The organism is uncultured Psychroserpens sp. (assembly GCF_947501425.1).
In the GTDB taxonomy this organism is placed as follows: Bacteria; Bacteroidota; Bacteroidia; order Flavobacteriales; family Flavobacteriaceae; genus Psychroserpens.
Genome location: NZ_CANMVN010000007.1, coordinates 258,930 through 285,568 on the forward strand (window position 1 = coordinate 258,930; position 26,639 = coordinate 285,568).

Annotated in this window: 25 protein-coding genes; 12 read left to right on the forward strand and 13 right to left on the reverse strand. The window is 33.6% G+C overall.

Going from position 1 to position 26,639, the window contains the following annotated elements; all coding sequences use genetic code 11:
* Positions 1–70 precede the first annotated feature (70 nt).
* Complete coding sequence (locus tag Q0951_RS12575) at positions 71–1,297, forward strand: hypothetical protein (RefSeq protein WP_299337351.1); 1,227 nt, start codon at positions 71–73, stop codon at positions 1,295–1,297.
* 284 nt (positions 1,298–1,581) lie between these two features.
* Here the strand turns inward: Q0951_RS12575 and clpX are convergent, their stop codons facing one another.
* From clpX to Q0951_RS12620, 9 genes are all read right to left on the reverse strand, one after another.
* Entirely contained in the window at positions 1,582–2,814 is a 1,233-nt protein-coding gene (clpX, locus tag Q0951_RS12580) for an ATP-dependent Clp protease ATP-binding subunit ClpX (RefSeq protein ID WP_299337352.1), read from the reverse strand.
* 121 nt (positions 2,815–2,935) lie between these two features.
* Entirely contained in the window at positions 2,936–3,610 is a 675-nt protein-coding gene (gene clpP / locus Q0951_RS12585; protein WP_230936673.1) for an ATP-dependent Clp endopeptidase proteolytic subunit ClpP, read from the reverse strand.
* Between the two features lie 89 nt (positions 3,611–3,699).
* The gene (gene tig, locus Q0951_RS12590) at positions 3,700–5,022 is read right to left on the reverse strand and encodes a trigger factor (RefSeq protein WP_299337353.1); all 1,323 of its coding nucleotides are present in this window, start codon (positions 5,020–5,022) and stop codon (positions 3,700–3,702) included.
* A gap of 116 nt (positions 5,023–5,138) precedes the next feature.
* The gene (locus Q0951_RS12595; protein ID WP_299337354.1) at positions 5,139–5,744 is read right to left on the reverse strand and encodes a hypothetical protein; all 606 of its coding nucleotides are present in this window, start codon (positions 5,742–5,744) and stop codon (positions 5,139–5,141) included.
* Positions 5,716–7,386 carry a hypothetical protein gene (locus Q0951_RS12600; RefSeq protein ID WP_299337355.1) on the reverse strand — a complete coding sequence of 557 codons (1,671 nt, stop codon included), beginning with the start codon at positions 7,384–7,386 and terminating at the stop codon, positions 5,716–5,718. The genes Q0951_RS12595 and Q0951_RS12600 overlap by 29 nt, the downstream gene beginning before the upstream one ends.
* A gap of 136 nt (positions 7,387–7,522) precedes the next feature.
* Positions 7,523–7,873 carry a phage holin family protein gene (locus tag Q0951_RS12605; RefSeq protein ID WP_299337356.1) on the reverse strand — a complete coding sequence of 117 codons (351 nt, stop codon included), beginning with the start codon at positions 7,871–7,873 and terminating at the stop codon, positions 7,523–7,525.
* A gap of 12 nt (positions 7,874–7,885) precedes the next feature.
* Positions 7,886–8,977: an energy transducer TonB gene (locus Q0951_RS12610; protein WP_299337357.1), complete on the reverse strand. Its 1,092-nt coding sequence runs from the start codon at positions 8,975–8,977 to the stop codon at positions 7,886–7,888.
* A 40-nt stretch (positions 8,978–9,017) separates the two neighbouring features.
* Positions 9,018–9,785 carry an alpha/beta fold hydrolase gene (locus Q0951_RS12615; protein ID WP_299337358.1) on the reverse strand — a complete coding sequence of 256 codons (768 nt, stop codon included), beginning with the start codon at positions 9,783–9,785 and terminating at the stop codon, positions 9,018–9,020.
* Between the two features lie 51 nt (positions 9,786–9,836).
* The gene (locus Q0951_RS12620) at positions 9,837–10,550 is read right to left on the reverse strand and encodes a pyridoxine 5'-phosphate synthase (RefSeq protein WP_299337359.1); all 714 of its coding nucleotides are present in this window, start codon (positions 10,548–10,550) and stop codon (positions 9,837–9,839) included.
* A gap of 88 nt (positions 10,551–10,638) precedes the next feature.
* Here Q0951_RS12620 and Q0951_RS12625 point away from each other — a divergent pair, with 88 nt between their 5' ends.
* The 8 genes from Q0951_RS12625 (at position 10,639) to murI (ending at position 18,878) form a co-directional block, all read left to right on the forward strand.
* Complete coding sequence (locus tag Q0951_RS12625) at positions 10,639–11,295, forward strand: CBS domain-containing protein (protein WP_299337360.1); 657 nt, start codon at positions 10,639–10,641, stop codon at positions 11,293–11,295.
* Between the two features lie 2 nt (positions 11,296–11,297).
* Positions 11,298–12,173, forward strand: coding sequence for an NAD kinase (locus Q0951_RS12630; protein ID WP_299337361.1), 876 nt, complete (start codon positions 11,298–11,300; stop codon positions 12,171–12,173).
* A gap of 109 nt (positions 12,174–12,282) precedes the next feature.
* The gene (locus Q0951_RS12635; RefSeq protein WP_299337362.1) at positions 12,283–12,972 is read left to right on the forward strand and encodes a DUF6089 family protein; all 690 of its coding nucleotides are present in this window, start codon (positions 12,283–12,285) and stop codon (positions 12,970–12,972) included.
* Entirely contained in the window at positions 12,973–13,713 is a 741-nt protein-coding gene (locus Q0951_RS12640) for an isoprenyl transferase (protein WP_299337363.1), read from the forward strand.
* Positions 13,714–13,723: 10 nt separating this feature from the next.
* Positions 13,724–16,270, forward strand: coding sequence for an outer membrane protein assembly factor BamA (bamA, locus tag Q0951_RS12645; RefSeq protein ID WP_299337365.1), 2,547 nt, complete (start codon positions 13,724–13,726; stop codon positions 16,268–16,270).
* Positions 16,271–16,479: 209 nt separating this feature from the next.
* Positions 16,480–17,475, forward strand: a complete 996-nt coding sequence (locus Q0951_RS12650; protein ID WP_299337367.1) for an OmpH family outer membrane protein — start codon at positions 16,480–16,482, stop codon at positions 17,473–17,475.
* A gap of 33 nt (positions 17,476–17,508) precedes the next feature.
* Complete coding sequence (locus tag Q0951_RS12655) at positions 17,509–18,018, forward strand: OmpH family outer membrane protein (protein WP_299337369.1); 510 nt, start codon at positions 17,509–17,511, stop codon at positions 18,016–18,018.
* Positions 18,019–18,098: 80 nt separating this feature from the next.
* Complete coding sequence (murI, locus tag Q0951_RS12660; protein WP_299337371.1) at positions 18,099–18,878, forward strand: glutamate racemase; 780 nt, start codon at positions 18,099–18,101, stop codon at positions 18,876–18,878.
* A 21-nt stretch (positions 18,879–18,899) separates the two neighbouring features.
* Here murI and Q0951_RS12665 read toward each other — a convergent pair whose 3' ends face one another.
* The 3 genes from Q0951_RS12665 to Q0951_RS12675 all read right to left on the reverse strand — a co-directional run bounded on the left by Q0951_RS12665 (position 18,900) and on the right by Q0951_RS12675 (position 22,396).
* On the reverse strand, positions 18,900–19,412 hold the full coding sequence (locus Q0951_RS12665) for a gamma carbonic anhydrase family protein (RefSeq protein ID WP_299337372.1): 513 nt from the start codon (positions 19,410–19,412) through the stop codon (positions 18,900–18,902).
* A gap of 86 nt (positions 19,413–19,498) precedes the next feature.
* Positions 19,499–20,233: a LytTR family DNA-binding domain-containing protein gene (locus tag Q0951_RS12670; RefSeq protein WP_299337374.1), complete on the reverse strand. Its 735-nt coding sequence runs from the start codon at positions 20,231–20,233 to the stop codon at positions 19,499–19,501.
* Complete coding sequence (locus tag Q0951_RS12675) at positions 20,234–22,396, reverse strand: histidine kinase (protein ID WP_299337376.1); 2,163 nt, start codon at positions 22,394–22,396, stop codon at positions 20,234–20,236.
* Positions 22,397–22,608: 212 nt separating this feature from the next.
* Between Q0951_RS12675 and Q0951_RS12680 the strand changes: the two genes are divergently transcribed.
* From Q0951_RS12680 to Q0951_RS12690, 3 genes are read left to right on the forward strand one after another with little or no spacing between them, the layout of a single operon-like run.
* Positions 22,609–23,628 carry an SIMPL domain-containing protein gene (locus tag Q0951_RS12680; RefSeq protein WP_299337378.1) on the forward strand — a complete coding sequence of 340 codons (1,020 nt, stop codon included), beginning with the start codon at positions 22,609–22,611 and terminating at the stop codon, positions 23,626–23,628.
* A 4-nt stretch (positions 23,629–23,632) separates the two neighbouring features.
* Complete coding sequence (locus Q0951_RS12685) at positions 23,633–24,214, forward strand: rhodanese-like domain-containing protein (protein WP_299337380.1); 582 nt, start codon at positions 23,633–23,635, stop codon at positions 24,212–24,214.
* A 10-nt stretch (positions 24,215–24,224) separates the two neighbouring features.
* Positions 24,225–25,379 (forward strand): VWA domain-containing protein, encoded by a 1,155-nt coding sequence (locus tag Q0951_RS12690; RefSeq protein ID WP_299337382.1) that lies wholly within the window; start codon positions 24,225–24,227, stop codon positions 25,377–25,379.
* A 168-nt stretch (positions 25,380–25,547) separates the two neighbouring features.
* Here the strand turns inward: Q0951_RS12690 and Q0951_RS12695 are convergent, their stop codons facing one another.
* On the reverse strand, positions 25,548–26,555 hold the full coding sequence (locus Q0951_RS12695; protein WP_299337383.1) for a type IX secretion system membrane protein PorP/SprF: 1,008 nt from the start codon (positions 26,553–26,555) through the stop codon (positions 25,548–25,550).
* Positions 26,556–26,639 lie beyond the last annotated feature (84 nt).

Here is a 26,639-nt window from a genome sequence, read left to right on the forward strand (position 1 = left end):
ATAATAAAAGAAGCCTTTCTAGGTTCTAGGTAATAATTTTAATACATAATTAATCCCAAAATCCCTCACAATGAAAACGCCTATCCTCACGGTGTTTACCCTACTTTTTTGTATGGTATACTCCCCTTCGATTACAAACTTACATTTTAATGGCAATGACCCTAAGCGAGTTGATGAACTCAACAAAAGCGGAATGGAATTTTATGTTTATGATGCTGAAATAAACACCAAGTACTCTGAAATACCTTCAGCTATATTCAGAAATAAGTTAATTATGGTGTCCTCCAAAAAAATTGGTGGATTAGGTAATGGTATTGATAAGTATACCAACGAACCATACACAGAGTTATTTTGCTTAGATGTTGATGCTTATGGTGCTGCAAAAAACCCACTCTTCTTTTCAAGAATCATCAACACGAAGGACAATGAAGGTCAGGTAGCATTCTCACCAGATGAGCAAACCATGTATTTTACCAGAAGTAGTAGAGCGAATTCAAACAATTATCAATTATATAAAGCAGTACTGGAAGAAGATTCTAATGGAAATTGGATCAATGAAACCAAATTACCAATTAGTGATGCCAATTACTCTATAGAGAATCCATATGTATCATTTGATGGCTCAGAGCTTTACTTTTCATCAAATATGTCTGGTACATTTGGAGGATATGACCTCTATGTCGCTCATATTAATCCTGATGGAACTTTAGGACAACCTATGAATCTTGGTCCGAAGATCAACACAAGATTTGATGATAAATTTCCACATCTGTCTAAGGACGGCAAAAAACTATTTTTCTCCTCTAAAGGACATAATGCTATTGGAGGCTTTGATATTTTTGTAAGTTCTATTTCCGAAGATATTAAAACCCCAAGAAATTTAGGTAGCCAGGTCAATTCAAAATCTGACGAGATTGGATTCATGTTTATTAATGACGATCAAGGGTTTTTCTCTTCAAACAAAAAAGATGGTAAAGGTGGTTTTGACATGTATCGTTTTAAAGCGAATGTTATATACCAACAGTTACAAGGAATTGTTGTAAACGACAAAAATGAACCACTGCCAAATACTACTGTTGTATTATTAGATCAAGAAGGTCATGAAATTGAAAGACAAACTACAGGAATAGACGCATTTTACAGTTTCAAAGTTAAAGCTTATGAAAACTATTCTATCAAAGCACTAAAGCGAGGTTTCTCAACTTTCGAATCTAGGTTTTCATCTTATCAAACCGATGCTATTATCTACAAGGAAGTTCTAAAGTTATCGTCTAAAGTGACTTCCGTTGAACGTTAAGAGTTATTATTAAATTAAAAATCCGATGAACTACAAACTACAAATCCACACAACGAGTATTTGTTAGTGTTCATCCAAAACAGGCCTAAGTCATTTTTATTCTGAAATTAATGCAGCTATATTTACGTTGTCTTAAAAAAACATAGAGCTATGTTTCAATTCTGACTCAAACTTGATAAAAATATTCAAAATATTGTTTAGCAATATTAGTTTTTAAATCCAACTAAAAAACCACTCTCGGGAAAGAGTGGTTTCTTATTTTATAAGTATTTTGAAATTCTAGACTAAGACACAGCTTTCAACTTCTTTAGTTTTGTTTTAGTCAATTTACTTTCAGCATAAGCTTTAGTAACATTCAATTTTTTATCATCTGAACTTGGCATTTCAAACATAGCATCAGTTAAGATCTCTTCACATAGTGATCGTAACCCTCTTGCTCCCAATTTGTATTCTATAGCTTTTGTTACAATGTAGTCTAATGCACCTTCAGTAATCGCAAATTCGATCTCATCCATAGAAAACAGCTTTTTATACTGTTTGATAATGGCATTTTTAGGCTCTGTTAGAATTGCTCTTAATGTGTTAGCATCTAAAGGATCCATATAGGTTAATACAGGAAGACGACCAATAATTTCAGGAATTAATCCAAAGTCTTTTAAATCCTTAGGAATAATATACTGCAGCATATTATCAGGATCGGCTATTTCATCATCATGTGATGCTTTAAAACCGATAGCTGCCATGTTCAATCGTTTAGAAATCACTCGCTCAATACCATCAAATGCACCACCAGCAATAAATAAAATATGTTCTGTATTGACTTCAATAAATTTTTGATCAGGATGCTTGCGGCCGCCTTTTGGAGGCACATTAACGGTTGTACCTTCAAGAAGTTTCAATAAAGCCTGCTGCACCCCTTCACCAGATACATCTCTTGTAATTGATGGATTATCACTTTTACGAGCAATTTTATCGATCTCATCAATAAATACAATACCTTTTTCTGCTTTCTCTAGATTATAATCTGCAGCTTGTAGTAATCGTGTCAAAATACTCTCTACATCCTCTCCTACATAACCTGCTTCAGTTAACACAGTAGCGTCAACAATGGCTAAAGGCACGTTAAGCATTCTAGCTACAGTTTTGGCCATTAAGGTTTTACCTGTTCCAGTTTGACCAACCATGATGATGTTTGATTTCTGAATTTCAATATCATCATCCGTTGGTGGTTGTAATAATCGTTTATAATGGTTATAGACAGCAACAGACATCACTTTTTTAGTGTACTCTTGTCCAATAATATATTCATCGAGGAATGCTTTGATCTGTTGTGGTTTTTTGAGCATCAATTCTGAAGATAATTCTGCATTATCAGATTGTTTAGATTCTTCTAAAACAATACCGTGAGCCTGCTCAATGCATCGATCACATATGTGTGCATCCAGACCTGCAATCAACAGATTGGTTTCAGGTTTTTTTCTTCCACAAAACGAACATTCTAATTCTTCCTTTGCCATATATCAATTTAAATTCTATTCAGAAAACTCAACAATGAGATTTCTCGACTTCGCTCGAAATGACAGCAGCTATTTTTCATTTATGAAATTGTATTCACTCCTGTAATTTTCGATATAATTTTTATCCTCGTGATAGCACTTCGTCTATCATTCCGTATTCTTTAGCTTTATCAGCTTTCATCCAGTAATCACGATCACTGTCTTCATAGATTTTGTCGTAATCCTGACCTGAATGCTTACTTATTATTTTATATAACTCTTCTTTAAGCGTCAATATTTCACGTGCTGTAATTTCAATATCGCTCGCCTGACCTTGAGCACCTCCTAAGGGTTGGTGAATCATCACACGAGAATGTGTTAAACCGCTACGCTTTCCTTTTTCACCTGCACATAATAATACAGCTCCCATTGAGGCTGCCATACCTGTACAAATTGTAGCTACATCAGGTTTGATCAATTGCATGGTATCATAGATTCCTAAACCTGCGTAAACACTCCCTCCTGGAGAATTGATATATATTTGAATGTCTTTAGAAGCATCTGTACTTTCCAAAAACAGTAGTTGTGCCTGGATGATATTTGCTACCTGATCATTAATAGCAGTACCCATAAAAATAATACGATCCATCATTAAACGTGAGAATACATCAAAAATAGCAATGTTCATTTGACGTTCTTCAATAATATTAGGTGTTAAAGCGGTAGGATACATACTACTAATAATCTTGTTGTAATATGTACTGCTTATGCCTTGATCTTTTATCGCGAATTTTTCAAATTCTTTTCCGTAATCCATATAATATTTTCAATTTTTTTTAGTGTGAACAAAAAAGCGTAAGACCTATCAGTCTTACGCTCAAATATACTAATTTATACTGTAAACGATTAACTGTAGAACTCTTTTACAAAATTGTCGTAAGTTATTTCTTTTGTCTTTAAGTTAGCTTCAGATTTGTAAAGGTTTAACAATTTTGTACTCATCAATTGTTCTGATAAACGCTTCACCTCATCTTTGTTTGACAAGATACGTGCAGCAATTCCATCTAACTCTTCGTCTGAAGGATCCATTTGACCAAATTGTGCCATTTGCATTTTGATCATCTCTTTAGCATGTGCCTGTAGATCTTCAAACTTCACTTGTAAGTCATGCTTCTCAATTAACTTTCCTTCAATTAATTGGTAACGCATACTCTTCTCTGACTTTTCATATTCTTCTTTAGCTTGCTCTGCATCCATTTCAGTTTCACCTGCAGTTTGCATCCACTTCTGTAAGAATTCTGCTGGCAAATCAAATTTTGTGTTTTCTACTAAATACTCAGTAACATCATTTAATAGTTTTTGATCGCCTTGTTGTGCAAATTGCTTTTCAGAATCTTCTTTGATCTTCGCTTTTAACTCTGTTACAGAAGTTACTACTTTAGGACCAAATAATTTATCAAACAATTCCTGATCTAGATCTGCTAATTCTCTTGAATTGATCTCGTTTATTGTAAACGTCACCTCGATATCTAATCCATGAGCATCCTCATGAGACACTTTTAAAAATGTCATAAGGTCATGATCGTCACTAAATAAACCCTTTGTCTTTAATGTGATTTCATCTCCAACTTTAGCACCAATAAATTTCTTTTCAGTGGCTTTTCCTTTAAATTTATCTAAAGTGATAGTCGTTGAGTTTTCAATTCCTTTCTCTTCATTTTTGAAAACACCAGTAATTTCAGAATCTTTAGCCACTTCAGTTTCAGAAACAATCTTTCCGTATTGTTTTCTGATGTGTTCAACCTGATTGTCTAGCATTTTATCATCAGCAACAATATTATAATGTGTGATTGCTTTTTTACTTTTTAAGTTCACTTCAAACTCAGGCGCTAATCCTAATTCGAACTCAAAAGAAAAGGCATCGGAGTCCCAGTCTAAATCATCTTGAGGTTTTGGTAATGGGTTACCTAAAACGTCTAATTTCTCTTCAGTTAGATATTTACCTAAAGCATCTTGTAAAAGCTTATTCACCTCATCTACTAAAACCGCTTTACCATATTGCTTTTTTACCAGTGTCATTGGCACATGACCTTTTCTGAATCCTGGGATATTAGCCGATTTACGGTAATCGCTTAATATTTTTTCTACTTTATCGCTGTAATCTTCTTTAGCGATGTCTACTTTTACCACGGCATTTAATGCATCGATGTTTTCTCTTGTAATATTCATTGTATCTACTCTTAACCCAAAAGGGCATTTACTTTTATACGTTAAAAAGGGCTGCAAAAATACGACTTTTTTTGCAACCCAACAACAGTTTAAGTGATTGTGTTTGAGTTATTAATTTACCACCAAAGATTATCAACTTGTGAAAAGTATTCCCATTGAGATTTATCATTCTTCGCAAACACGAATAGCGTCTTAGTTCCTCTAAAACGATGTAACACTAATGCATATTTATTATCTTTTCTGTAGTAAGGCTTAGAAATTAAATTTGATAAATAATAGGTCTCTACAAATTTCACATTTGTCACATTTATACTATTCTTTTTCCAATACGATATCTTTCTGCGAGGTTTGATAAACGTTTCGATATCATTTTTTGAAAATAAGCTATCAATTACTTTACATTTTTTATCCCATTTTAAATTACGTTGTGTTCGTATCTCTTTATTATCATTATCAATAAAAGCAGAGTCTTTCTCTTTATCATAAACAAATTTGGAATAAAAAGGTCTATCAAAGAATCTATAATCATAATAATCTTTTAAAAAGTTCTCAGTATTTACCTTTTCATTTAAGTTGTATAATATATCTGTTCCTTCTTTCGTAAGCTCAATGACTTTATTTAATAAAATATAGTCATTCTTATTAGCTTGAGAGTAACTGTTAAAAATCATTAACAGAAACAACATTAATGTACTAATTACAAGTTTTTTGACTTTTTGCATGTTGTGTATGATTAAAGTTTTCATATGCTAATTTTTCTTGAGCTTCATCTTGTTCAGGTTGTGTTAAACTATTCTCAAATATATCATAACCATTTAAGCCTCCCCAAACTAATTTCTTGGCATAAACTAGATTTACTCCCGAAATGTTATTTACATTGCAATATTCAACCAAACTATCTGCAAGGTCATCAATAAAATCGGCATAAATATTATGCATTTCTTGATCAGCTATTTCTTTTTTAGTTGTATCACTGGGGTTGGCAAACCAATCATCTAGTGCGGCATTTAATGTGGTGTAATTAGGATACTCATCTAGTAATGCGTCGTCATGGTATAAGTGGTAAATATGAGCATGTAGTAATTCATGATAAAAAGTCGCAACATAACCAAGATCAGTGGATTGATTTAAATAAGTTTTGTTAAACTCAACATAAATAATGTCTGCATCTGTAACAGCATTTGTATCTGGATTAGGATCAGTTCTAGCACCTGTCTCAGCAGTCATTAAAGGGTTACCCTCACCTATCGCTAAATCCCTCAATATAATGTCATTGGCGCTTGTTTTTAGATATTTAACCTTAATCATATTTGTAAAAGTTGAATTTACTTTTATTAATGATCGAAACAAAACTAATGCTTGACATTCTTTATCCATTCCATTGTAAATAGTCACTAAGGATTCAAAGTCAAGCTCATCATCTTCCTCCAAAGCCTCCAAAGCCTCCTCAGCAAAATCCAAAGCCTCTTGATCAATATCCCCTTGGGCATCAACATTCTCTTGTAAAAATAAGTGAATACTAATTGCCTCTTGAAAATTATTTGATAACCAGCTTATTTCATTAGTAGAAAGATTTAAAACAATATCAAGTTCATCAATAAGATTTGCAGGAATTGTTGAAGTACTCGCACCAGTGTTAACACCGTTTGTTGCTCCTCCACCTCCACCTAAAGGACCTAATGGTGGCTCTATAGTTTCTGAACCCGAATCAAACCCATCATTAGTTTCATAATAAAAATGGTAGGTCTCGGTCCACATATATGAGGGCGTACATTCTTGACCTGCTAGGTGCGTTTCTCCTCCCCAATTACAATAAGTTACACTAATGCTTGTACCTAGCATTCTCGCATGCAGACCATCCAAACTCCCATCATAATCTAAAGGCTCATAGGTGACTTCACCAGAAAACGCGGTACGATTATCTAATGCATAGTCATCTAAATAACCAGGGTTTGGATAGTAAGTTAATATATAGGCACTGGTTGAATCTGATGCTACACTAAATTGTACCACCAGATTACTAAAAGTATCTTCTTGCTGCTGAAACTTAACAATTGGAATGGTATACGTACTAAAGTCATCACCATTGTGAATCGCCATATCTTGATGCTCTAGAATAATAAAATTGTTTGAGGTTTCTAAGGATGATCTCAAAGCAAAATCACTGCTAGGCTTTGAGTTTTTGAGAGATTTCACAAAATCTTTAACCTCACTGTAATCTGAAAGCTTCCCTTTTCTAAACAAGTCGTTGCCTGTGTCTTGAAGATGTTCAGGATTGGAGTCGTCAAAATTATCGTTTTGACAACCATAGATCATAAGCATAATGCCCAATACTAAATAGGTACATTTCAATAGGTGTTTCATAAGTATAAATAGTTTTAAAAATGACACGTTTGTAAATCGAGTTATTTCAACTATTAATTATTAGGGATTATAAATATATAGAATATAATCGACAAGCACCTTGTGTTTGAAAATTATTTTAAAAAAAGAATAGAGACTATTTTTTCTTCTCTTCCTTTAATAAGGAATACGCAATAGATTGTGATATAGATAACAAGATACTAAACAGAAGCGCTGTCCAAAATCCATTGACTGCAAAACCATCTATAAATTGATCGGCTAACAATATAATACAAGCATTGATCACAAATAGAAATAAGCCTAAGGTTAATATTGTAATAGGAATGGTTAAGATGATCAAAATAGGTTTTACAACAGCATTGAGTAATGCCAAAACGATAGCTACAATAAATGCAGCAGTATAACCACTCACAGCAACACCTGATAAAAAATGCGATAGCAACATCACAATTCCTGCGGTAACTAAAAGTCTGATTAATAGATTCATAATACTGTGTTTTTATTTTTGAACTTGAAATAATATAGGTAACGAGTAAGGCACAATTACTGGTTTTCCTCTTTGATATCCAGGTTTAAATGTTGGCAATAGTTTAATGATTCGTTTTGCCTCCTCTTCTAAAGCTGGATGTGCCGCTCTGGTCTGAATAGCGAAAACCTCCCCGTCTTTCCCTATTTTAAAAATAACATAAATACGTTGTCTTCCTGTTAAATTCTTTTGCTTAGCGATATTAGTATTAAAATTAGAACTTACAAATCTGGAGATTGCAATGCTCATACATTTCTTTCTAGCCTTATTACCATAGACTTCTTCACATCCAGGATAAATGGGTACGCGCTCTAATACACCATCAGGAACCTCAGTTTTAGTAAGCACTAAATTTACTTCAGGCTGCTCAGAATTGTCACTTTTAAATTTGAGCTTTTCCACCTTTTTCCCTTTAGCATCATACCTTACCCAAGTTTTATCAAAATTATCATTATCATACGAACCTTTCCATTCTAAATCACCGTTTTCAGTATAGCGCTTTTCTTCACCTTTCTTTATATCATTTAAAATGACACCTTCCAACTGTAATTGACCATTGTCATAATATTGCCTATACTTACCGTTTCTGTAGCCTTTATAATAATTAACTTCCCAAGCTATTTTACCATTAGGATGGTAAGTTTTCCAGAGACCTGATAATTCATTTTCTATATAGTTAGCTTCAATCTTTAGCTGACCATCTTGGGTATACTCTTCATAAAAGCCGTCACCCAACTGCCTCTTATACTTTACGTTTCCGGTTTCGTAGTATCCAATACCAATACTATTGCCTCCTTCTTTTTTAGTTTCATATCTCAATGTACCATCTTCGTAATAGGATTTAGAATTGAGAAGATAGGTTCCATTTGCATATTCGTATTCTTGTAATATTTGTCCGTTTTTATAATAATCCACCCATTTCCCATCACGCTTTTTATTGACATACTGCCCTTCGGTTCTTAGCTCTCCTGTTTTGTAATAATCTTTAAAAGGTCCATCATTGGGTTGAGCATACGACAATTGGCATGCTATTAAAAAAGCACTTAGAGTAAGAATAAATTTCATAAAATTTTAAATGTTAGGTTAAGTTAAAGATATCAGATTTTTATTTAGATACGAAATTTATCACAGCATCATAAAAATCAGATGGATTCTCAGCATGCAACCAATGCCCTGCATTTGATATTGTTTCTATGTCTGCAAGCGGAAAATGCTGTTTGATAAGTTTTTCGTCGGAAGGCATGACGTATTCACTTTTATCGCCTCTTAAAAATAAGGTTGGTTTTTCAAATTTTGAATGTAGTGGCAAGGCTTCACCAACTTCGGAAACGTTTTCTTTCAATGTATCCAGATTGATTCTTAGTGCGAGTTGTCCTTTTTCAATCCAATACAAATTCTTCAGCAAGAACATACGCGTACCCATTTCAGGAACATATTTCGACAATAATTTATCGGCTTCACCTCGACTTTTAATTTCCGAAAAATCTAAAGCACTCAATCCTGAAAGTATGGCATCATGATGCACTGGATAGAATCGCGGACTGATATCTGCCACCATCAATTTTGACACAAGATTAGGATATTCAGAAGCAAAGAGCATGGCTGTTTTTCCTCCCATGGAATGTCCAAGAAGATTTATGTTTTCAAGGTTATGTGCATCACAATACTTTATGAGATCTTCGGCTAAAACTTCGTAATTAAATTGATCATCATGAAAACTCCTACCGTGATTTCGTTGATCTACCAAATGCATTTGAAATCCGGCTTCAGCAAACTTATTTCCCAACGTTTTCCAGTTATCAGACATACCAAGAAAACCGTGAAGTATAATAAAAGGATGACCTTCGCCTATAATTTTTGAATGTAATGTCATTTTATTTTGAATTTAGAAGACCTCTCGACAGCCCTCGATGCAACAGCAAACTTACTTTAAACGTTGTAGATACATTTGAATTACATTTTCGACCCCTAAATATAGACTTTCAGAAACAAGAGCGTGACCAATAGACACTTCTAATAATCCCGGAACATTCTGTTTAAAAAATTGAATATTATCTAAGGATAGATCATGTCCTGCATTGACACCCAGACCTATATCATTAGCTAATTGAGCCGCTTCAGTAAACGGTTCTATAGCCTTTTTATTTCCTAAGCCGTATTGATGAGCAAATGTTTCGGTGTATAATTCGATACGATCTGTTCCTGTAGCTTTTGCACCTTCAATCATGTCTAGAACTGGATCTACAAATATAGAGGTTCGAATACCATTAGATTTAAATTCTGAAATCACCTCAGTAAGAAACAATTTATGAGTAATCGTATCCCAACCTGCATTTGAGGTTAGCGCATCAACAGCGTCAGGAACCAAAGTAACCTGAGTAGGCTTGACTTCTAAAACCAAATCCATAAAGGATTGGATGGGATTTCCTTCCACATTAAATTCGGTATATACCACTGGCTTTAGATCTCTTGTATCCTGATATCTGATATGGCGTTCATCAGGTCTTGGATGAACAGTAACACCTTCGGCTCCAAAACGCTGAACATCTTTAGCAAACTGAACTACATTAGGTGTATTTCCACCTCTTGAATTTCTTAGCGTAGCTATCTTATTAATATTTACACTTAACTTTGTCATAACTTGTATTTGTCTCACAAAAATACAAACAAGTTCATGCATTTTTATGGTTATTTTTAATTAATTTGCACAAGAATTTTAGATCATTATGCCTTTAAGAGAATACATTATTAACGACATCAAACCACTTAACATAAACGATATGGTAAGTGATGTTCAAATGATATTTAACGAGTTGACTTATTCGCACATACCTGTCGAAAATAATGGTACGTATCAAGGTTGCATTTCGGAAACTGATGCGCACTGTTTTGAAGCCACAAAAACGATTGCTGACTGTAACTATGTTCTCGAAGCTTTTTTTGTAAGACCTCATACTAATTGGTTAGATGTTCTTGAGACATTTGCACAAAATAATTGTAATATCATGCCTGTGCTTGATGAACGTAACAATTATTTAGGATATTATGAATTAAGTGATATTATTGGTCTATTTAATGAGACACCATTTTTTGCTGAACCAGGTGGCATTCTAATAGTTGAAAAAGGTGTTCAGGACTACTCCTTCAGTGAGATAAGTCAGATTGTAGAATCTAATGATGCTAAAATTCTTGGTGCTTTTATTTCTAAAATGGAAAGCGATGTGGTACAGATCACTTTAAAAATTGGAAACTCAGGACTTAATGATGTCATACAAACATTTAGACGTTACAGTTATAATATCATATCTGGACATGAGGAAGACACTTATGTTGAAAGCTTAAAAGAACGTTCTGAATATCTCAAGAAATACCTGGACATCTAATTATGAAGGTAGCTATTTATAGTCAATATTATGAAGGAAAATCTTTAAATTCTTTTGAAGATCTTATTGATGTGCTTCAAAAACATGAGGTTGATATATATATAGAGTCAGATTTTTTTAAACAGGCTTGTACCAGTCTAGAAATATCTGAATCTACCAGTACTTTTTCAGAATTAGATGAAAGCTTTGATCTACTGATTAGTGTTGGAGGAGATGGTACGATCTTAAGAGCTGTGACCTATGTTAGAGCATTATCAATTCCTATGGTTGGTATCAATACAGGAAGATTGGGGTTTTTGGCTACTATTCAAACTGATGAAATAGAAACAGCAATAACTCATGTTTTAAACGGAAATTACAAAACCTCTGAACGCACACTACTTAGTGTTGAAACCAATCCTGGAAACAGCGAACTAAAAGAAACAAATTTTGCACTCAACGAAATTGCTGTAAGCCGAAAGAACACGACATCTATGATTACTGTCGAAACACATCTAAACGATGAATACCTTACATCATATTGGGCTGACGGATTAATCATTTCCACACCTACTGGCTCTACTGGCTACTCTTTGAGTTGTGGAGGACCAGTTATAACTCCAGAAGCTAATAGTTTTGTGTTAACACCTATTGCACCACATAATTTAAATGCCAGACCTCTTGTCATTCCAGATGACACCATCATAAAGTTAAAAGTAGACGGCAGAGAAGATCAACATCTCATGTCTTTAGATTCTAGAATAGTTACGCTATCAAATGCCACACTCATTACCATAAAAAAAGCGAGTTTTAATGTGAAACTGGTTGAACTTCTCGACGAAAGTTTTATAGACACATTGAGAAAGAAAATGCTTTGGGGAGAAGACAAGCGTAATTAAGCAGCAAATATGCAATAAAACCTTACAAAATCTGTTTTCTGTAAGACTATTTGCCACAAATTACCGTAGGCAATTCATATTTATTATATTTGCAAACTTTTAAAAATTTATGAGGTATTTAATCTTATTTTTATTGAGTATATGTTTTGCCCAAACTAGCCACTCTCAAATATACGAAGTTGGTGTGTTTGCTGGTGGAAGTAATTTAATTGGTGATGTAGGCCCAACAACCTATATCAATCCAAATACAGCTACTTTAGGTTTATTATTGAAATGGAATCGTAGTCCGAGACATTCATGGAGAGTTTCTGTAATGTATTCAGATTTAAAAGGATATGATGAAAATTCTGATGATCCTAGACGAATTGCTCGTGATTATAGTTTTGATTCTAACCTGCTTGAGATTTCAGCTGGAATGGAATTTACCTTTTTTGATTTTGATTTACACTCAGGAGGATTGAAAGTGACTCCATATTTATTTTCAGGAGTAAGCACTGCCAGACATCCAAATTATTTTTTTGATAATGCTGGTGAATACACTTCTGAAAACACTCATAGTTGGGCTTTTGGAATTCCGATGGTCTTAGGAATCAAATCAAATATCACAAATCATCTCATCTTGGGCTTTGAAATCGGAGCACGTTATACATTCTCTGATGAATTAGATGGAAGCGTTCCCGATGCCGACTTTAGAGAACAATTTAGTTTTGGAAATATTAATAGTAATGACTGGTATGTATTTACCGGTTTTACACTAACTTACACCTTTGGTCAAAGACCTTGTTATTGTAATTTTTAAATGAACCTGAAAGATCAAATACTCCCAAAAAAGTTACCACATCATGTTGCAATCATAATGGATGGTAATGGTCGTTGGGCTAAGCAAAAAGGAATGCTTAGAGTTATTGGTCATGAAAATGGAACCAAATCTGTAAGAGATGTTGTAGAGGCCAGTGCAGAAATTGGTATTAAAAACCTAACACTCTACGCTTTTTCCACTGAAAACTGGAAACGTCCTAAACTAGAAGTACAAACACTTATGAAACTTCTGGTAAAATCTTTGAAGAAAGAGATTAAAACACTTCAAGACAATAATATTCGCTTATTAGCTATTGGAAATCTTAAAGATTTACCAAAAAAAGCCTACCAAGAGCTATTAGAAGTCATTGACAAAACAAAAAACAATACCCACATGACCCTGACTTTAGCGCTTAGTTACGGCTCTAGAGAGGAGATTGTTAAGGTTATAAAAGAATTAACAGATAAAGTTAAAAATAATATAATTTCCGTTGAAAGTATTGACGAATCAATTATAAATAAGCATCTTTACACGCATGATTTACCAGATGTTGATTTGTTAATCAGAACTAGTGGTGAACAAAGGATAAGTAATTTTTTATTATGGCAAATTGCTTATGCAGAATTATATTTTACAGACATTCTTTGGCCTGATTTTAAGAAAAAGGACCTTTATGAAGCTTTGATTAATTATCAAAATAGAGAACGACGATTTGGAAAAACAAGTGAACAACTTAGCTAACTACTTACTTTTGAAAACATATATTAAGTCACTACTTACAGTATTAATTTTTATTACTTCTATTGTTGTGACTGCTCAGCAATCCGATTTTAACCGAGGACAGAAATACATCCTTGAAGACATCCAAATTACAGGTAACACCAATTTTAATCCTTCAACAATTATTTCTTTTTCACGATTGAAAGTTGGAGAAGAGATCATTATTCCCGGAGAACAAATTAGTAATGCCATAAAAAAACTTTGGGATTCTAACCTGTTTAGTAGTATAGATGTCTATCTGGCAAAAACTGAAGGTAATAAAGCCTATCTTGAAATCAACCTATTTGATCTTCCAGAACTTAATGAACTGAACATTCAGGGTGTAAAAAAAGGAAAGGTAGAAGAACTTAAAAAGGAAAATGACCTACGTCAAGGTAGAAAAGTTACAGAAAACTTAATTACTACAACACGCAATTACATCACCAATAAGTATAAGAAAAAAGGCTTCTTAAATACTAAAGTTACGGTCAATACCAAAGAGGTTAAAAACGACTCTATCGAAAAAAGCAGAGTTGACATGCTTATCTATATTGATAGAGGTGAAAAAGTAAAAATCAATAAAATCAACTTTAATGGCAATGATAAAGTTTCTGATAAGAAACTAAGAAAAGCCATGAAGAACACAAAACAAAAAAATCCGATACGTATCTTAAAACGCTCTAAATACATTGAAGAAGATTTCCAAGAAGATTTAGTAAGCATTGTTGACGCTTACAAAGAGAGAGGATATCGAGATGCCAGAGTGATTTCAGACTCAATTGTCTACAAAGACGACAAAACCATTACGCTTTTTATCAATGTTGAGGAAGGAGAACAGTACAAATTTGGTAAGATTAAGTTTGTAGGTAATACTGTATACTCTGATAAATATTTAGAAAGCTATCTCAAAATAAAGGAAGGTTCTACATACAATGGTGTTGAATTACGCAAACGTATTGCAGATGATAGCAGACCAGACGCACAAGATTTGACCAACTTATATCAAGATAGTGGCTATTTGTTCTCAACTATTAACCCAGTAGAGACTAGTGCTGAAGGAAATGTGATTGACATGGAGATTAGAATTTCCGAAGGAAAACCAGCCTATTTCAATAACGTGACTGTTTCTGGTAATGATAAAACAAATGACCATGTTATCTACAGAGAGTTAAGAACAAAACCAGGTCAGTTGTACCGTAAGAGTAATGTTGTTAGAACATTGAGAGAACTTGGTCAATTGGGTTTCTTTGATGCTCAGCAATTAACACCAAACATGAAAAATTTCAATACTCAGGATGGTACTGTTGATATTGAATATCAAGTTGTAGAACGTGGTTCTAGCCAAATTGAACTCCAAGGAGGATATGGTGGTGGAGGTTTTATTGGAACTCTAGGATTGTCGTTCAATAATTTTGCCATCAAAGACCTATTTAAAAAAGAAGCGTATACGCCAATTCCTTCAGGAGATGGTCAAAGTTTGGCATTGCGTTTACAAGCATCGCAATTCTTTCAAACCTATAGCTTCTCTTTTTCAGAACCATGGCTTGGAGGCAAACGTCCTGTACAATTATCGACGTCTTTGTCACATACAAGACAATTTTTATTTGACCCTCTAACTAGAAGAGCTGATAAAAGTAGACGTTTCAATATTACAGGTATTACTGTAGGAATTGCTAAACGATTAAAAGAACCAGATGATTATTTCCAGCTATCACAGGCATTGAGTTTTCAACATTATGACCTAAAGAATTACAATACAGGTCTATTTACTTTTGGAGATGGATACTCAAATAACTTAGCATATACTATTGGTTTAACCAGAAATAATTTATACACTGACCCAATTTATCCAATGGGTGGATCAAGTTTTGCTATTTCTGCTAAAATGTCTTTACCGTATTCATTATTTAATGATGTAGATTATAAAGCATTGGCTGATGAGCGTGATTCGTTAGATCCAACAAATGCAGATGATGTTCAAAGAATTGGTGAAATTGATCAGGAACGTTTTAATTGGTTAGAGTTTTATAAAGTTAAATTTAAAGGTGATTGGTATACAAGAATTGTTGACAAACTGGTCTTTAAATCTGGTTTTGAGTTTGGTTTTTTGGGTGCTTACAATCAGGATCGAGGTGTTATCCCATTTGAACGTTTCTTCTTAGGAGGTGATGGTTTAGGAAACTTTGCCCTTGATGGTAGAGAGGTGATTCAACTACGTGGTTATCCAAACCAATCATTATCTTCTCAAGATGGTGGTTCTATTTACAATAAATTCTCTCTTGAATTGCGTTATCCAATTACTTTAGGAGCACAGGCAAAAATTTATGCACTAACGTTTTTAGAAGCAGGTGCATCGTTTGATAATTTTAGAGACTATAATCCATTTAACGTGAATCGTTCTGCTGGTGCAGGTATTAGAGTATTCATGCCAGCATTTGGATTATTAGGTATTGATTTTGGTTATGGTTTTGACGCTCTACCAGGGCAAACTGTAAGAAACGGACTAGAAACTCACTTTATTATCGGACAACAATTTTAATTTTGGCACGATATTTTCTATTAACAAAATAACGATTTAAGGCGTGTGTTAAAATTTTTCAGAATTTATTTCGTTAATTTGAAAAACTAAACACAATGACAGAATCGTAAAATTAGTCTGTCGTTTTAAAGTTTATAGACCATATCATAAATCATAAAATATTACAGATGAAAAGTAAAGTTCTTTTTTTAGTGACCATAATAAGTCTAATGAGCTTTGTTTCCAATGCACAACGTGGTGTTAGAATAGGTTATATCGATACAGAATATATCTTAGAAAACATCCCAGAATACCAGGAAGCTTCCGCACAATTAGAACAAAAAGTTCAACAATGGAAGACAGAAATTGAGCAACGACTGGCAGATATTGATTCTAAAAAGAAACAATTAAACAGCGAAAGTGTTTTGTTAACCAAAGAATTATACGAAGAACGCCTGGAAGATATATCGTTTGAAGAAGCTGAAATTCTTGACTATCAACAAAAACGTTTTGGACCAAATGGTGATTTGATGATACAAAAGCAACAGTTGATTCAGCCTATTCAAGACCAGATTTTTGCAGCTGTTCAGGAAATTGCAGACGGTAAAAAATACGATTTCATTTTTGATAAATCTGCAGATGTAGTCATGTTGTTTTCTGCTGAACGTTTTGATCTTAGTGAACTAGTAATCAGAAGTATTACGCGTTCGGCTAAACGAACACAAGCTAAATCCAGAGCTGATCGTAAGAAAGCGGCAAAAGAAGATGTTGTACCTGTAGCAAACAAAGAATTAGACGAGCGCCAAAAGGCCATAGATGATAAAAAAGCAGCTCGTGAAGCGCAGATTGCCGAGCGACAAGCCGCTCAATTAAAGCGAAGAGATTCTTTAAAAGCTGCAGCTGCTGCTAGACGACAAAAGATTATAGACGAGAGAGCTAAGGCTAAAGCAGAAAGAGATAGTGCGAATACCGCAAAAAATACTCCAACTGCTGAAAGAGCTAAAAACACTAAAGAACAAGATTCGACTAAAGCAAAAACAAACACAGGTACTAAAACGCCTGCACAAATTGCTGAAGAGAAAAGACAACAAAAAATTAAAGATCGTGAAGAACGTAAAAAAGCGCTCGAAGAACGAAAAAGAAAAATATTAGAAGCTAGAAAAAAAGCAAAAGAAGAACGTGAGGCTCAAAAGAAAAAAACAGACTCCGTTCCTGATGATAACTAAAAACAATAATTATAACACGTAACAATTTTTAAAATGAAACACTTAAAAACCCTATTATTTGCAGCTATACTATTTGTTGGTACAACAAGTCTTGCAACAGCACAAAGTAAAGTTGCTCATATAAACACTACTGAACTTGTGCAGGCAATGCCAGAGATGAAAGCTGCACAGGCTGAGATCGAGAAGTTATCTAAAACCTACGATGTACAATACAAAGAAATGGTGACGACACTTCAAAATAAAGTTACTCAATATAGAGCTGAAGTTGAGACTAAGACAGAAGAAGAAAATAACAAGCGTGCTCAAGAAGTACAGCAAATGGAGCAAGGTATTCGTGAATTTCAAGCTCAGGCTCAAGAAGATTTAGGAAAGAAAGAAGCTGCTTTATTAAAGCCTATCTTTGAAAAAGCTAAAGCTGCAATTGATAAAGTTGCTAAAGCTCAAGGATTTCAATATGTATTAGATTCTACTCAAGGTGGAGGTGTGCTTGTTGCTGCAGGAACAGATTTAATGGCTGATGTAAAGAAAGAATTAGGATTCTAATTAAAAGAATACTCAAAATAAATAATCGAAGAAGCCACTTTTACTAAGTGGCTTTTTTATTTTTGTAAGTAGCATGTAACATGAGCACACAATCTATTGGCATATTTGATTCTGGAATAGGAGGCACATCTATCTTCAAAGAGATACATGCGCAACTACCTAATGAGCACACCATCTATTTAGCCGATAGCAAAAATGCTCCTTATGGCAACAAAAGTAATACTGAGATTATTGAGCTTAGTATTAAAAACACAGAACTACTTCTTGAGAAAAACTGTAAGCTGATTGTAGTAGCTTGTAATACAGCGACAACAAATGCTGTGAAATTATTGAGAGAGACCTACGATGTCCCTTTTATTGGTATCGAACCAGCAATTAAACCTGCTGCTTTAAATACGAAAACAAAAGCGGTAGGTATTCTTGCTACAAAAGGAACTTTAAGCAGTGAGTTATTTCATAATACTACAGATCTATACGCTAATGGTATCAAAATCATTGAACAGATTGGCGAAGGTATTGTTCCGTTAATAGAAACGGGGAAAACCAATAGTGATGAAATGAAAGCACTTTTACAAACCTATATGAAACCTATGCTTGAGGCCAATATAGATTATTTGGTTTTGGGTTGTACACACTATCCTTATCTCATACCTATGCTTTTAGAATTACTTCCTAAACACATCAAGATCATTGATTCAGGATTAGCTGTTGCGAAACAAACTCACGCTGTTTTAAAGTTTCATAATCTTTTAAACACAAGCAACAAAACACCTGAGAACACATTTTATTCCAACGGAAATGTAGCAATCCTGAAAGCTATTTTAAATGATAGATTTTCCGTGAAGTACTTGGACTTTTAAAAATCTCCCTTTCCGAAGAAATTATTTATACCAACCAGAATATTTGACGTAGTTATTGGCTATTCGGTCTATCTCACCCGAAATTAACGCCTCACTAATATCTTTTACTTTTTTTGCAGGAACACCAGCATATATACTTCCAGATTCAATATGTGTGTTTTTAGTAACCACAGCTCCAGCAGCTATAATACTATTACTCTCCACCACACAATCATCCATAACAATACTTCCCATTCCAATTAATACATTATCATGAATGGTACAACCATGAACAAGTGCATTATGACCAATAGACACATTATTTCCAATAGTAGTTGGCGATTTTTGATAAGTTGCATGAATCACTGCACCATCTTGCACATTGACCTTATTACCCATTTTTATAAAATGGACATCGCCACGTATAACAGCATTAAACCATACGCTACAATGATTCCCCATGGTGACTTCTCCTACTATGGTTGCGTTTTCGGCTACAAAACAATCCTCTGGGATTTGTGGATGTTTGCCATTGACTGGCTTTATTATTGGCACGTGTTAGTTTTTAGTTGAATTCAATTTTTATATTGTTTATACCATAATGCTACTCTGGTAGAAAAATTCCTGTATTAAAAAAAAGATTACTTAAAGTAAGACAACAGATCAGATTTTTTAGAGGCAGACACCATGACTTCTTTACCATTACTTAAAATCACACTTCCTCCTTTACCTTTCACGTATTTCCTTACCTCATTTACATTGACTAAATAACTTTTATGAACTCTCGCAAAACTACTATCTCTTAGTGCTTCTTCAAAATACTTTAATGTTTTACTCACTAACTTCTTTTTGTTGTTGTTAAGATAGATCTCAGTATAGTTATCATCTGCTTTACAATATAAGATGTCTGCTGTTTCTAGAATCTCAAACCCATCTTGCTGCGGAATGGTGATTTTTCCATTAACTGTATTTGTTTTTGGAACCAATACCTGATCTTGTAATGCGTCTTCTTTTGTTTTAATTTCGGTAACATAATCTACAGCTTTAATAAGTTCATCTATGGATATAGGTTTCATCAAATAATACGACGCATGAGCATTTAAAGCATCTATTGCATAGTGGTTGTACGCAGTTACAAAAATGGTTTCAAAGTCTATGTCTCCAACCTTTTCCAGCAAATCAAAAGCATTACCGTAAGGCATCTCAACATCAAGAAAAACAAGATCTAACTCATTATTTCTTATGAGTACTAAAGCCTCTTCAATATTAGAAGCTTCTCCCAACACTTCAACATTAGGACAATACTTATTGAGGTAATTTTTCAGTATTGCTCTACTAGTTTCTTCGTCTTCTACAATTATGGATCTTAGTTTCATTTAGTCTTTTTTTAATGTTACAACAACTTTGGTACCGACATCTTCAGCGTCCTGGTAATCGTCAATAAATACGTCAACTTTATCTTTGTACATATCGTTAAGAATAGCAACACGCTTTTTGATATTACCCATTCCTTTAGATTTTTGTTTTTGCTGATTAGCTGTTTTTAAATCTTTAGATCGTGTTCTTCCAATTCCGTCATCTGCTACAGTTATACTTATTTCGGTGTCACTTTTCTTTGAAATAGTGATCTGTAAGTGTCCTTTTTCAGTTTTATAACGCAGTCCGTGCCATACCGCATTTTCTATATAGGGTTGTAATAGCATTGGCGGAATTTGATATTCACCAACCATTACATCGTCATCCACTTTTATATTGTAGTCAAACTTATCCTGGAATCTAAAATGCTCTAGCTTGGTATAAAGATCAAGTAACTCAATTTCTTTTTCCAGTGGAATAAAATCCTCCTCACTGTTCTCTAAAACCGCCCTCATTAAATGTGAGAAATCTGATAAATATTTATTAGCAGTGCGTTCGTCATTAGTCGCAATAAAACTATTAACAGAGTTCAAAGCATTAAATATAAAGTGAGGATTCATCTGACTTCTCAATGATTTTAAAGCCAGCAAGTTATTAGCCAATCGTTGTTGTTTGATATATTTGAACATAAAAAACCCTGTAATTAGAAGTAATACCATTCCTGTGATCAAGGAATAGATGATAAGCTTCTGATTTTTATTTCGTTCACTAGCTAAACTTGTAATAAGTTTACGGTCGCCTACTAAACTTGTAATACGGTTTTGTTGCTCTATAATATTTCGTCTAAAAATATCTGCTTGTGATAGTTCTTGTTCTCGCTTGATATACAACTCGTCAACAACATTTTTATACTCTTCAAAAGCTAGTCTCGCTTTATCAAAATCGCCAGCATCTGCATATACATCAGATATTTTCTTTGTGGCATCTTTTTTAACTACCAAATCTCCTTTAGCATCGGCTTCATCCCTACTTTTTTCAAGATAAGGGATAGCATTAACGTAGTCTTTCTGTAAAAAGTAAGCATTACCAATCTTATAATTTTGCTTCTGTAAAGTTAGAGGACTTTCATTCTCCATTACTGAGTCTCGCTCCACTTCTTTCACATCTTCAATAATCTGCTTTCTAAGTTCTATTTCTTCGGAATAATTACGACTTGTATTTTGAAAATCAGCAACTGTGACTTTCTCTTCTAAGGCTCTTTTTTTTGTTTCTTTTTCTGCCAGATTAAGTGAATTATTAAAAAAGCCTTTTGCTTTATCTATTCGTCCATCACTATTGTAAGCTTGAGCAATTTTAGAGTTAAGATCTACAATTTTGGGTTTAATTAGGTGTTTGTTTGCAATATCTAATCCTGTCTTATAAGCATCTACTGAAGATTCGTAGTTTTTGATTCTAAAATAAGTATCTCCAAGTCCTTCATATAGCATAACTTTTTGATAATTATTCAGCGATTCGTTTTTAAGCGCATTATAGGTCTCTATACTTTCTTGATAGTTTTTATTACGTCCGTAAGCCTCTGCTAAGGCTAATTTGGTTTCATTGGTTTCTACATTTTGCAAACTCAATCTGTAATTGACAACCGCCAAATCATATTGTTTCCAATGCATGTATACATCGCCTAAGATAACATAAGCTTCTGCATTCTCTTTTTGAGAAGTACTCTTTGACAAAGCCTCACCAACAAACATAATACTTTTATCTACATCTACTTTTTTATACTTTCCAACCGAATCTATCAGAGCATTAAAAGCTTTCGTATCTTTTTTAAAACTCGTTTGCTTTGGTTTTGCTTCGGCAGGTTCTACCACTACATTAATAATATCATTATCAACAATAATGTAGTAGAGTGTTTCAAAATCTTTATGCCTAACAATCAATTCGTCTCCTATACGAGCTTTAATAATAAAAGAGCCATTAGCATCAGTCATTGTGTAAGCACCACCATTGATTTCAATATTTACCTTTGGAATGGCTTTATACGTATCATTTTCTCTTACCGAACCTTTAATGGACAAAAAAGGGTTTTTCAACTCTTCTTTATCTACACGATTTTGTTGTGCTATTACATTTCCGAAAGAAAAAAATAATAGAAAGAACAGACTATATGTTAGTATTTTATTCATTAATAGGTTTTCAATGGATTAAACTTACACACTTTAATTGATTAAATAAAATGGACAACTGCTACACGTCTTGAAGTTTCTGCCTTAATGTAGGTGTTTACTAAGCTAAAACCTCTTTTCACGCATTCATAATACACACTCACTCATTATTCATTTTTATTAAAAAAAGATCCTATTAGGTTTACCCTGTTAATCAAAAATCGAAAAAAATAATGAAAAATTATGCCCTAAGCATACTACTAGTCGTTTTATGTACTTTAATGACAAATGCGCAACACAAAGGAAACTATGATCAAATATCAAGACAGAATATTTTACATTCTGGCAATGCTACAATCTATAATCCTACAGTTCAGCAACAAATCAACAAGGTATTAAGCCCATCAACCTCAGTATTCATCGATGTAAAAGCACTTCAAAATGTAGAAGCTACAACTTACACTGCAATCTTTAATGTATCGCAAATTGGTGCAACTGCAGATAGTACTAATTTATTAATGAATGAACGTATAGATAAAGTCAAAAACCAATTAAAATCTTTAGGCATTACAGAAGATAACTTTGCTATTGATGTGATTTCTTTTGTTCCTAATTATGAGATCGAAATTCAAAAAAAACTGTTCAGTAAAACCTATACTGAAGTGCCTAACGGGTTCGAGTTACAACAAAATCTACACATTCAGTTTACAAAAACCAATCAGTTTGAAAGTATTTTAACTGCTTGTGCGAAAAGTGAAATTTACAATCTGATAAAGGTTGATTACTACATTGAAAATATAGCTGAAGTGTATAAAAATCTTCAAACAAAACTTTTAAAGCTTATCGAAGAAAAGAAAGCCTATTATAAAGTTTTAGGCTTTGATTTGGCCAATTATAATGTTGCAATAGCAGACGATCAATATTGTTATTTTCCAAAAGACTTTTATCAAAGCTATCAAGCCTTTAACAGCGTGTCATTTGAAGCTATTAAGAAGAAAAAAGGAGTTACATCAGCCAAAAAGCAAACCTCATATTATTACCAACCGCTATCCTATGAAAACTACGATGTTGTTGTAAATCCTTCCATTTTAGAACCTGTGGTACAAATTGGAATGAATATTAGACTTCAATATACACCTAAACCAATAGAAGAAGGACCAAAACCTATTGTTAAAACTGAAATAAAGCACAAATACTACGTCGTATCTCCTAATGGAACACTAGATATAAAAGCATTAAATACCAATAATTAATAGTATGAAAACAACTGCATTATTCTTGTTTATGTTCATCATGATGAACTCAACAACAGATCAAAGACCTGCCGAATTTAAAAAGGCTAAAGTGAGCTATTCTGATTTTGAAACTTTAGTGAAAAAGGTAAAAAAACATCGTAAAAACAGATTGATTAGCTGTGCGGAATTCGTAAAGAAAAGCCAAATGGATGGTGTTGTTATTTTAGATACACGTTCTAAACAAATGTATGATAGAAAACATATTAAGGGAGCTATTCATTTAAATTTTTCCGACTTCACTCAGGATAATCTTGCTGAACTAATTCCTGATGAAAACACAACCATACTAATTTACTGCAACAATAATTTCAGTGGAGATGAAATTAATTTTGCAAGTAAAGTCGCTTTACCAAAAAGTAAGCAAAAACAAATCGAAAAAGAGAAAAAAAGAGCCATTACTCTGGCACTAAACATTCCAACCTATATCAATTTATATGGATATGGTTATCAAAATGTATACGAATTAGCAGAACTCATATCAATTTATGATCAAAGAATAACCTATGAAGGTTCTACGATACAACAAAAGACCGTTAATAATTAAATATAAACCCATGAAAACAATACTTAAAACATTCGCAATCTCATTGTTCATGATTAGTTTTTTATCATGCAACGCCAATGATAAAAAGACAACTAAGGACATGGCTATGGCCGAAACTAAAACTCATCATCCTAATAAACAATTTATCAAAGTAGCCTTATTACTGGATACTAGTAATAGTATGGACGGACTTATTGACCAAGCTAAAGCACAACTCTGGGATATTGTTAATGAATTATCATATGCCAAGTGCGGAACGAATAAACCTAACCTCCAAATTGCACTTTATGAATACGGAAACGATAACCTTAATGGAGAGGAAGGATTTATAAGACAAGTACTTGCTTTTAGTGATGACCTTGATGAAATCTCTAAACAGTTGTTTTCATTAACAACTAATGGTGGAAATGAATACTGTGGTCAAGTCATTCAAACGTCGTTAAATCAATTAAATTGGGGAAAGAATGAAGATGACCTAAAGCTCATTTTTATAGCAGGAAACGAACCTTTTTCACAAGGAAAAATAAACTATCAGGATGCAGCTAAACAAGCGCATAAAAATGATGTTAGTGTCAATACAATATTTTGTGGCGATTACAATCAAGGCATAGCAACCTATTGGAAAGATGGTGCAGATTTATCACATGGTGATTATATGGCTATTAACCATAATCATTCAACCACTTATGTAGCGACACCATATGATGACAAAATTTTGAAGCTTAACCAAAACCTAAACAAAACCTATGTAGCCTATGGTAGTGCTGGACGAAAAAAAATGGAGCTGCAAGCAGAACAAGATGCCAATGCTATGGGTTACAGCGAAGAAAATGCCGTAAGTAGAACCGTAAGTAAAAGTTCTCATTTGTATAAAAACTCAACATGGGACCTAGTAGATGCTACAAAAGATAAAACGTTCAAATATCAAGACTTAAAAAAAGAAGAGTTACCACAAGAACTCAAAGACAAAAGCGTTTCAGAAATAAAACAATACATTAGCTATAAACGTAAAGAGCGTCAACAAATACAAAATGAAATTCAGCAATTGAATGAAAAACGCAGATTGTATTTAAAGTCCCAAGAAACAGAACGTAATAACGGATTAGAAAACGCTATGATCAAAGCCATTAAAACGCAAGCCAAACAAAAGAAATACACTTGGTAATATTAACTGGGCGTTACACTCTTTAAATCTAACTCATTTAAAGAGTGTCGCGCTCTCGGTAGTCGCTTCCAAACAAAACAGTTTGGAGAGCTTCAACAATACCTCCATCGCTAACGCAAAAAGTCTCGATACTATCGAGACTTTTATGTTATATTTTAAATACTTGACTTAGTTAACTGCCGGACAGTTACACTCATACTTCTCTCGTCTACAATTGAAGTTATACCCAAGTGTGATTTGATGGAAACCACCATTGTTAAACACAACAGAATTGGCTTGATAAGAATAGGTGTAAGCAAAAACAAAATTGTTGTAATCTACACCAACAAAAGGAGTAAAGTACTGTAGTTTTTGACTGCTTACTCCAGAACCATCTAAAAACTCTGCACCATCTAAACTTCTTCTGTAAGATAATCCACCCCAAAGTTTACCAAAATCCATAGTTTTATAAGCCTTCGCATTGATATCAATTGAAGCCTCTTCTGTAGCATCACGATACATAAACATGATAGAAGGTTCAAAACTCCAATCGCTATTATACTTACTAAACGTATTTCCTGCAGAAAACAAATAGGTTCTTAAGTTATCATAACTTAATCCTTGCTCATTAAAGTTGATTCCATCATTATTTAAAACATTCTTAACAGTTGCGTGTGCATAGAAATCAATTAAGTGATATGAAAATCCAAAATCGACATTAAAGTTGGTAGCACTTTGTTCTATTCCTGCAATAATTGGGTCAAAACCGTCAGCTAAAAATTCGGTTTCATCTAATTTATACTGAATGAATCCAGCACTTAATCCAAACGATAACATATTAAGATCGATTTCATTTCTTGAAAACATCAAATGGTGTGCATAAGTTAAATATGCACCAGTTTGTGAATGGTATCCATTTTTATCATTATACACTATAGCACCTAGGGCAGATGGAGAATCTCCTAGCCTACTATTAATACTTAGCGTTTGTAGATTAGGCGCTTCCTCTTGACCAAACCACTGAGCCCTAGCAGTCAATCTAACTTTAGCACAATTTGCTACTCCAGCCATAGATGGATGAATGAGATAATAATTATCTGTTAAATAATCTGAATAAATGGGTAATCCTTCTTGAGCTGTCCCAATAAATGAGAACAGTGCCATACTTGCTATTAAGCAATACTTTTTTAGATTCATATTGATTTTATCTTTTCAGGGTAAAATGGGCTTTAAATTCTTTACGTGTACCAGTATTAGGTTCATTATACTCTACTACAAACC

Excerpts from the sequence above, each read along its gene's own strand:
- Q0951_RS12640 (WP_299337363.1), top strand. The coding sequence starts at position 12,973 with ATGAACCTGAAAGATCAAATACTCCCAAAAAAGTTACCACATCATGTT.
- clpP (WP_230936673.1), bottom strand. The coding sequence starts at position 3,610 with ATGGATTACGGAAAAGAATTTGAAAAATTCGCGATAAAAGATCAAGGC.
- Q0951_RS12575 (WP_299337351.1), top strand. The coding sequence starts at position 71 with ATGAAAACGCCTATCCTCACGGTGTTTACCCTACTTTTTTGTATGGTA.
- Q0951_RS12595 (WP_299337354.1), bottom strand. The coding sequence starts at position 5,744 with ATGCAAAAAGTCAAAAAACTTGTAATTAGTACATTAATGTTGTTTCTG.
- Q0951_RS12610 (WP_299337357.1), bottom strand. The coding sequence starts at position 8,977 with ATGAAATTTATTCTTACTCTAAGTGCTTTTTTAATAGCATGCCAATTG.
- Q0951_RS12695 (WP_299337383.1), bottom strand. The coding sequence starts at position 26,555 with ATGAATCTAAAAAAGTATTGCTTAATAGCAAGTATGGCACTGTTCTCA.
- Q0951_RS12620 (WP_299337359.1), bottom strand. The coding sequence starts at position 10,550 with ATGACAAAGTTAAGTGTAAATATTAATAAGATAGCTACGCTAAGAAAT.
- tig (WP_299337353.1), bottom strand. The coding sequence starts at position 5,022 with ATGAATATTACAAGAGAAAACATCGATGCATTAAATGCCGTGGTAAAA.
- Q0951_RS12655 (WP_299337369.1), top strand. The coding sequence starts at position 17,509 with ATGAAACACTTAAAAACCCTATTATTTGCAGCTATACTATTTGTTGGT.
- Q0951_RS12680 (WP_299337378.1), top strand. The coding sequence starts at position 22,609 with ATGAAAAATTATGCCCTAAGCATACTACTAGTCGTTTTATGTACTTTA.
- murI (WP_299337371.1), top strand. The coding sequence starts at position 18,099 with ATGAGCACACAATCTATTGGCATATTTGATTCTGGAATAGGAGGCACA.
- Q0951_RS12615 (WP_299337358.1), bottom strand. The coding sequence starts at position 9,785 with ATGACATTACATTCAAAAATTATAGGCGAAGGTCATCCTTTTATTATA.
- Q0951_RS12675 (WP_299337376.1), bottom strand. The coding sequence starts at position 22,396 with ATGAATAAAATACTAACATATAGTCTGTTCTTTCTATTATTTTTTTCT.
- Q0951_RS12670 (WP_299337374.1), bottom strand. The coding sequence starts at position 20,233 with ATGAAACTAAGATCCATAATTGTAGAAGACGAAGAAACTAGTAGAGCA.
- Q0951_RS12625 (WP_299337360.1), top strand. The coding sequence starts at position 10,639 with ATGCCTTTAAGAGAATACATTATTAACGACATCAAACCACTTAACATA.
- Q0951_RS12685 (WP_299337380.1), top strand. The coding sequence starts at position 23,633 with ATGAAAACAACTGCATTATTCTTGTTTATGTTCATCATGATGAACTCA.
- Q0951_RS12635 (WP_299337362.1), top strand. The coding sequence starts at position 12,283 with ATGAGGTATTTAATCTTATTTTTATTGAGTATATGTTTTGCCCAAACT.
- Q0951_RS12605 (WP_299337356.1), bottom strand. The coding sequence starts at position 7,873 with ATGAATCTATTAATCAGACTTTTAGTTACCGCAGGAATTGTGATGTTG.
- Q0951_RS12650 (WP_299337367.1), top strand. The coding sequence starts at position 16,480 with ATGAGCTTTGTTTCCAATGCACAACGTGGTGTTAGAATAGGTTATATC.
- Q0951_RS12600 (WP_299337355.1), bottom strand. The coding sequence starts at position 7,386 with ATGAAACACCTATTGAAATGTACCTATTTAGTATTGGGCATTATGCTT.
- Q0951_RS12690 (WP_299337382.1), top strand. The coding sequence starts at position 24,225 with ATGAAAACAATACTTAAAACATTCGCAATCTCATTGTTCATGATTAGT.
- Q0951_RS12630 (WP_299337361.1), top strand. The coding sequence starts at position 11,298 with ATGAAGGTAGCTATTTATAGTCAATATTATGAAGGAAAATCTTTAAAT.
- clpX (WP_299337352.1), bottom strand. The coding sequence starts at position 2,814 with ATGGCAAAGGAAGAATTAGAATGTTCGTTTTGTGGAAGAAAAAAACCT.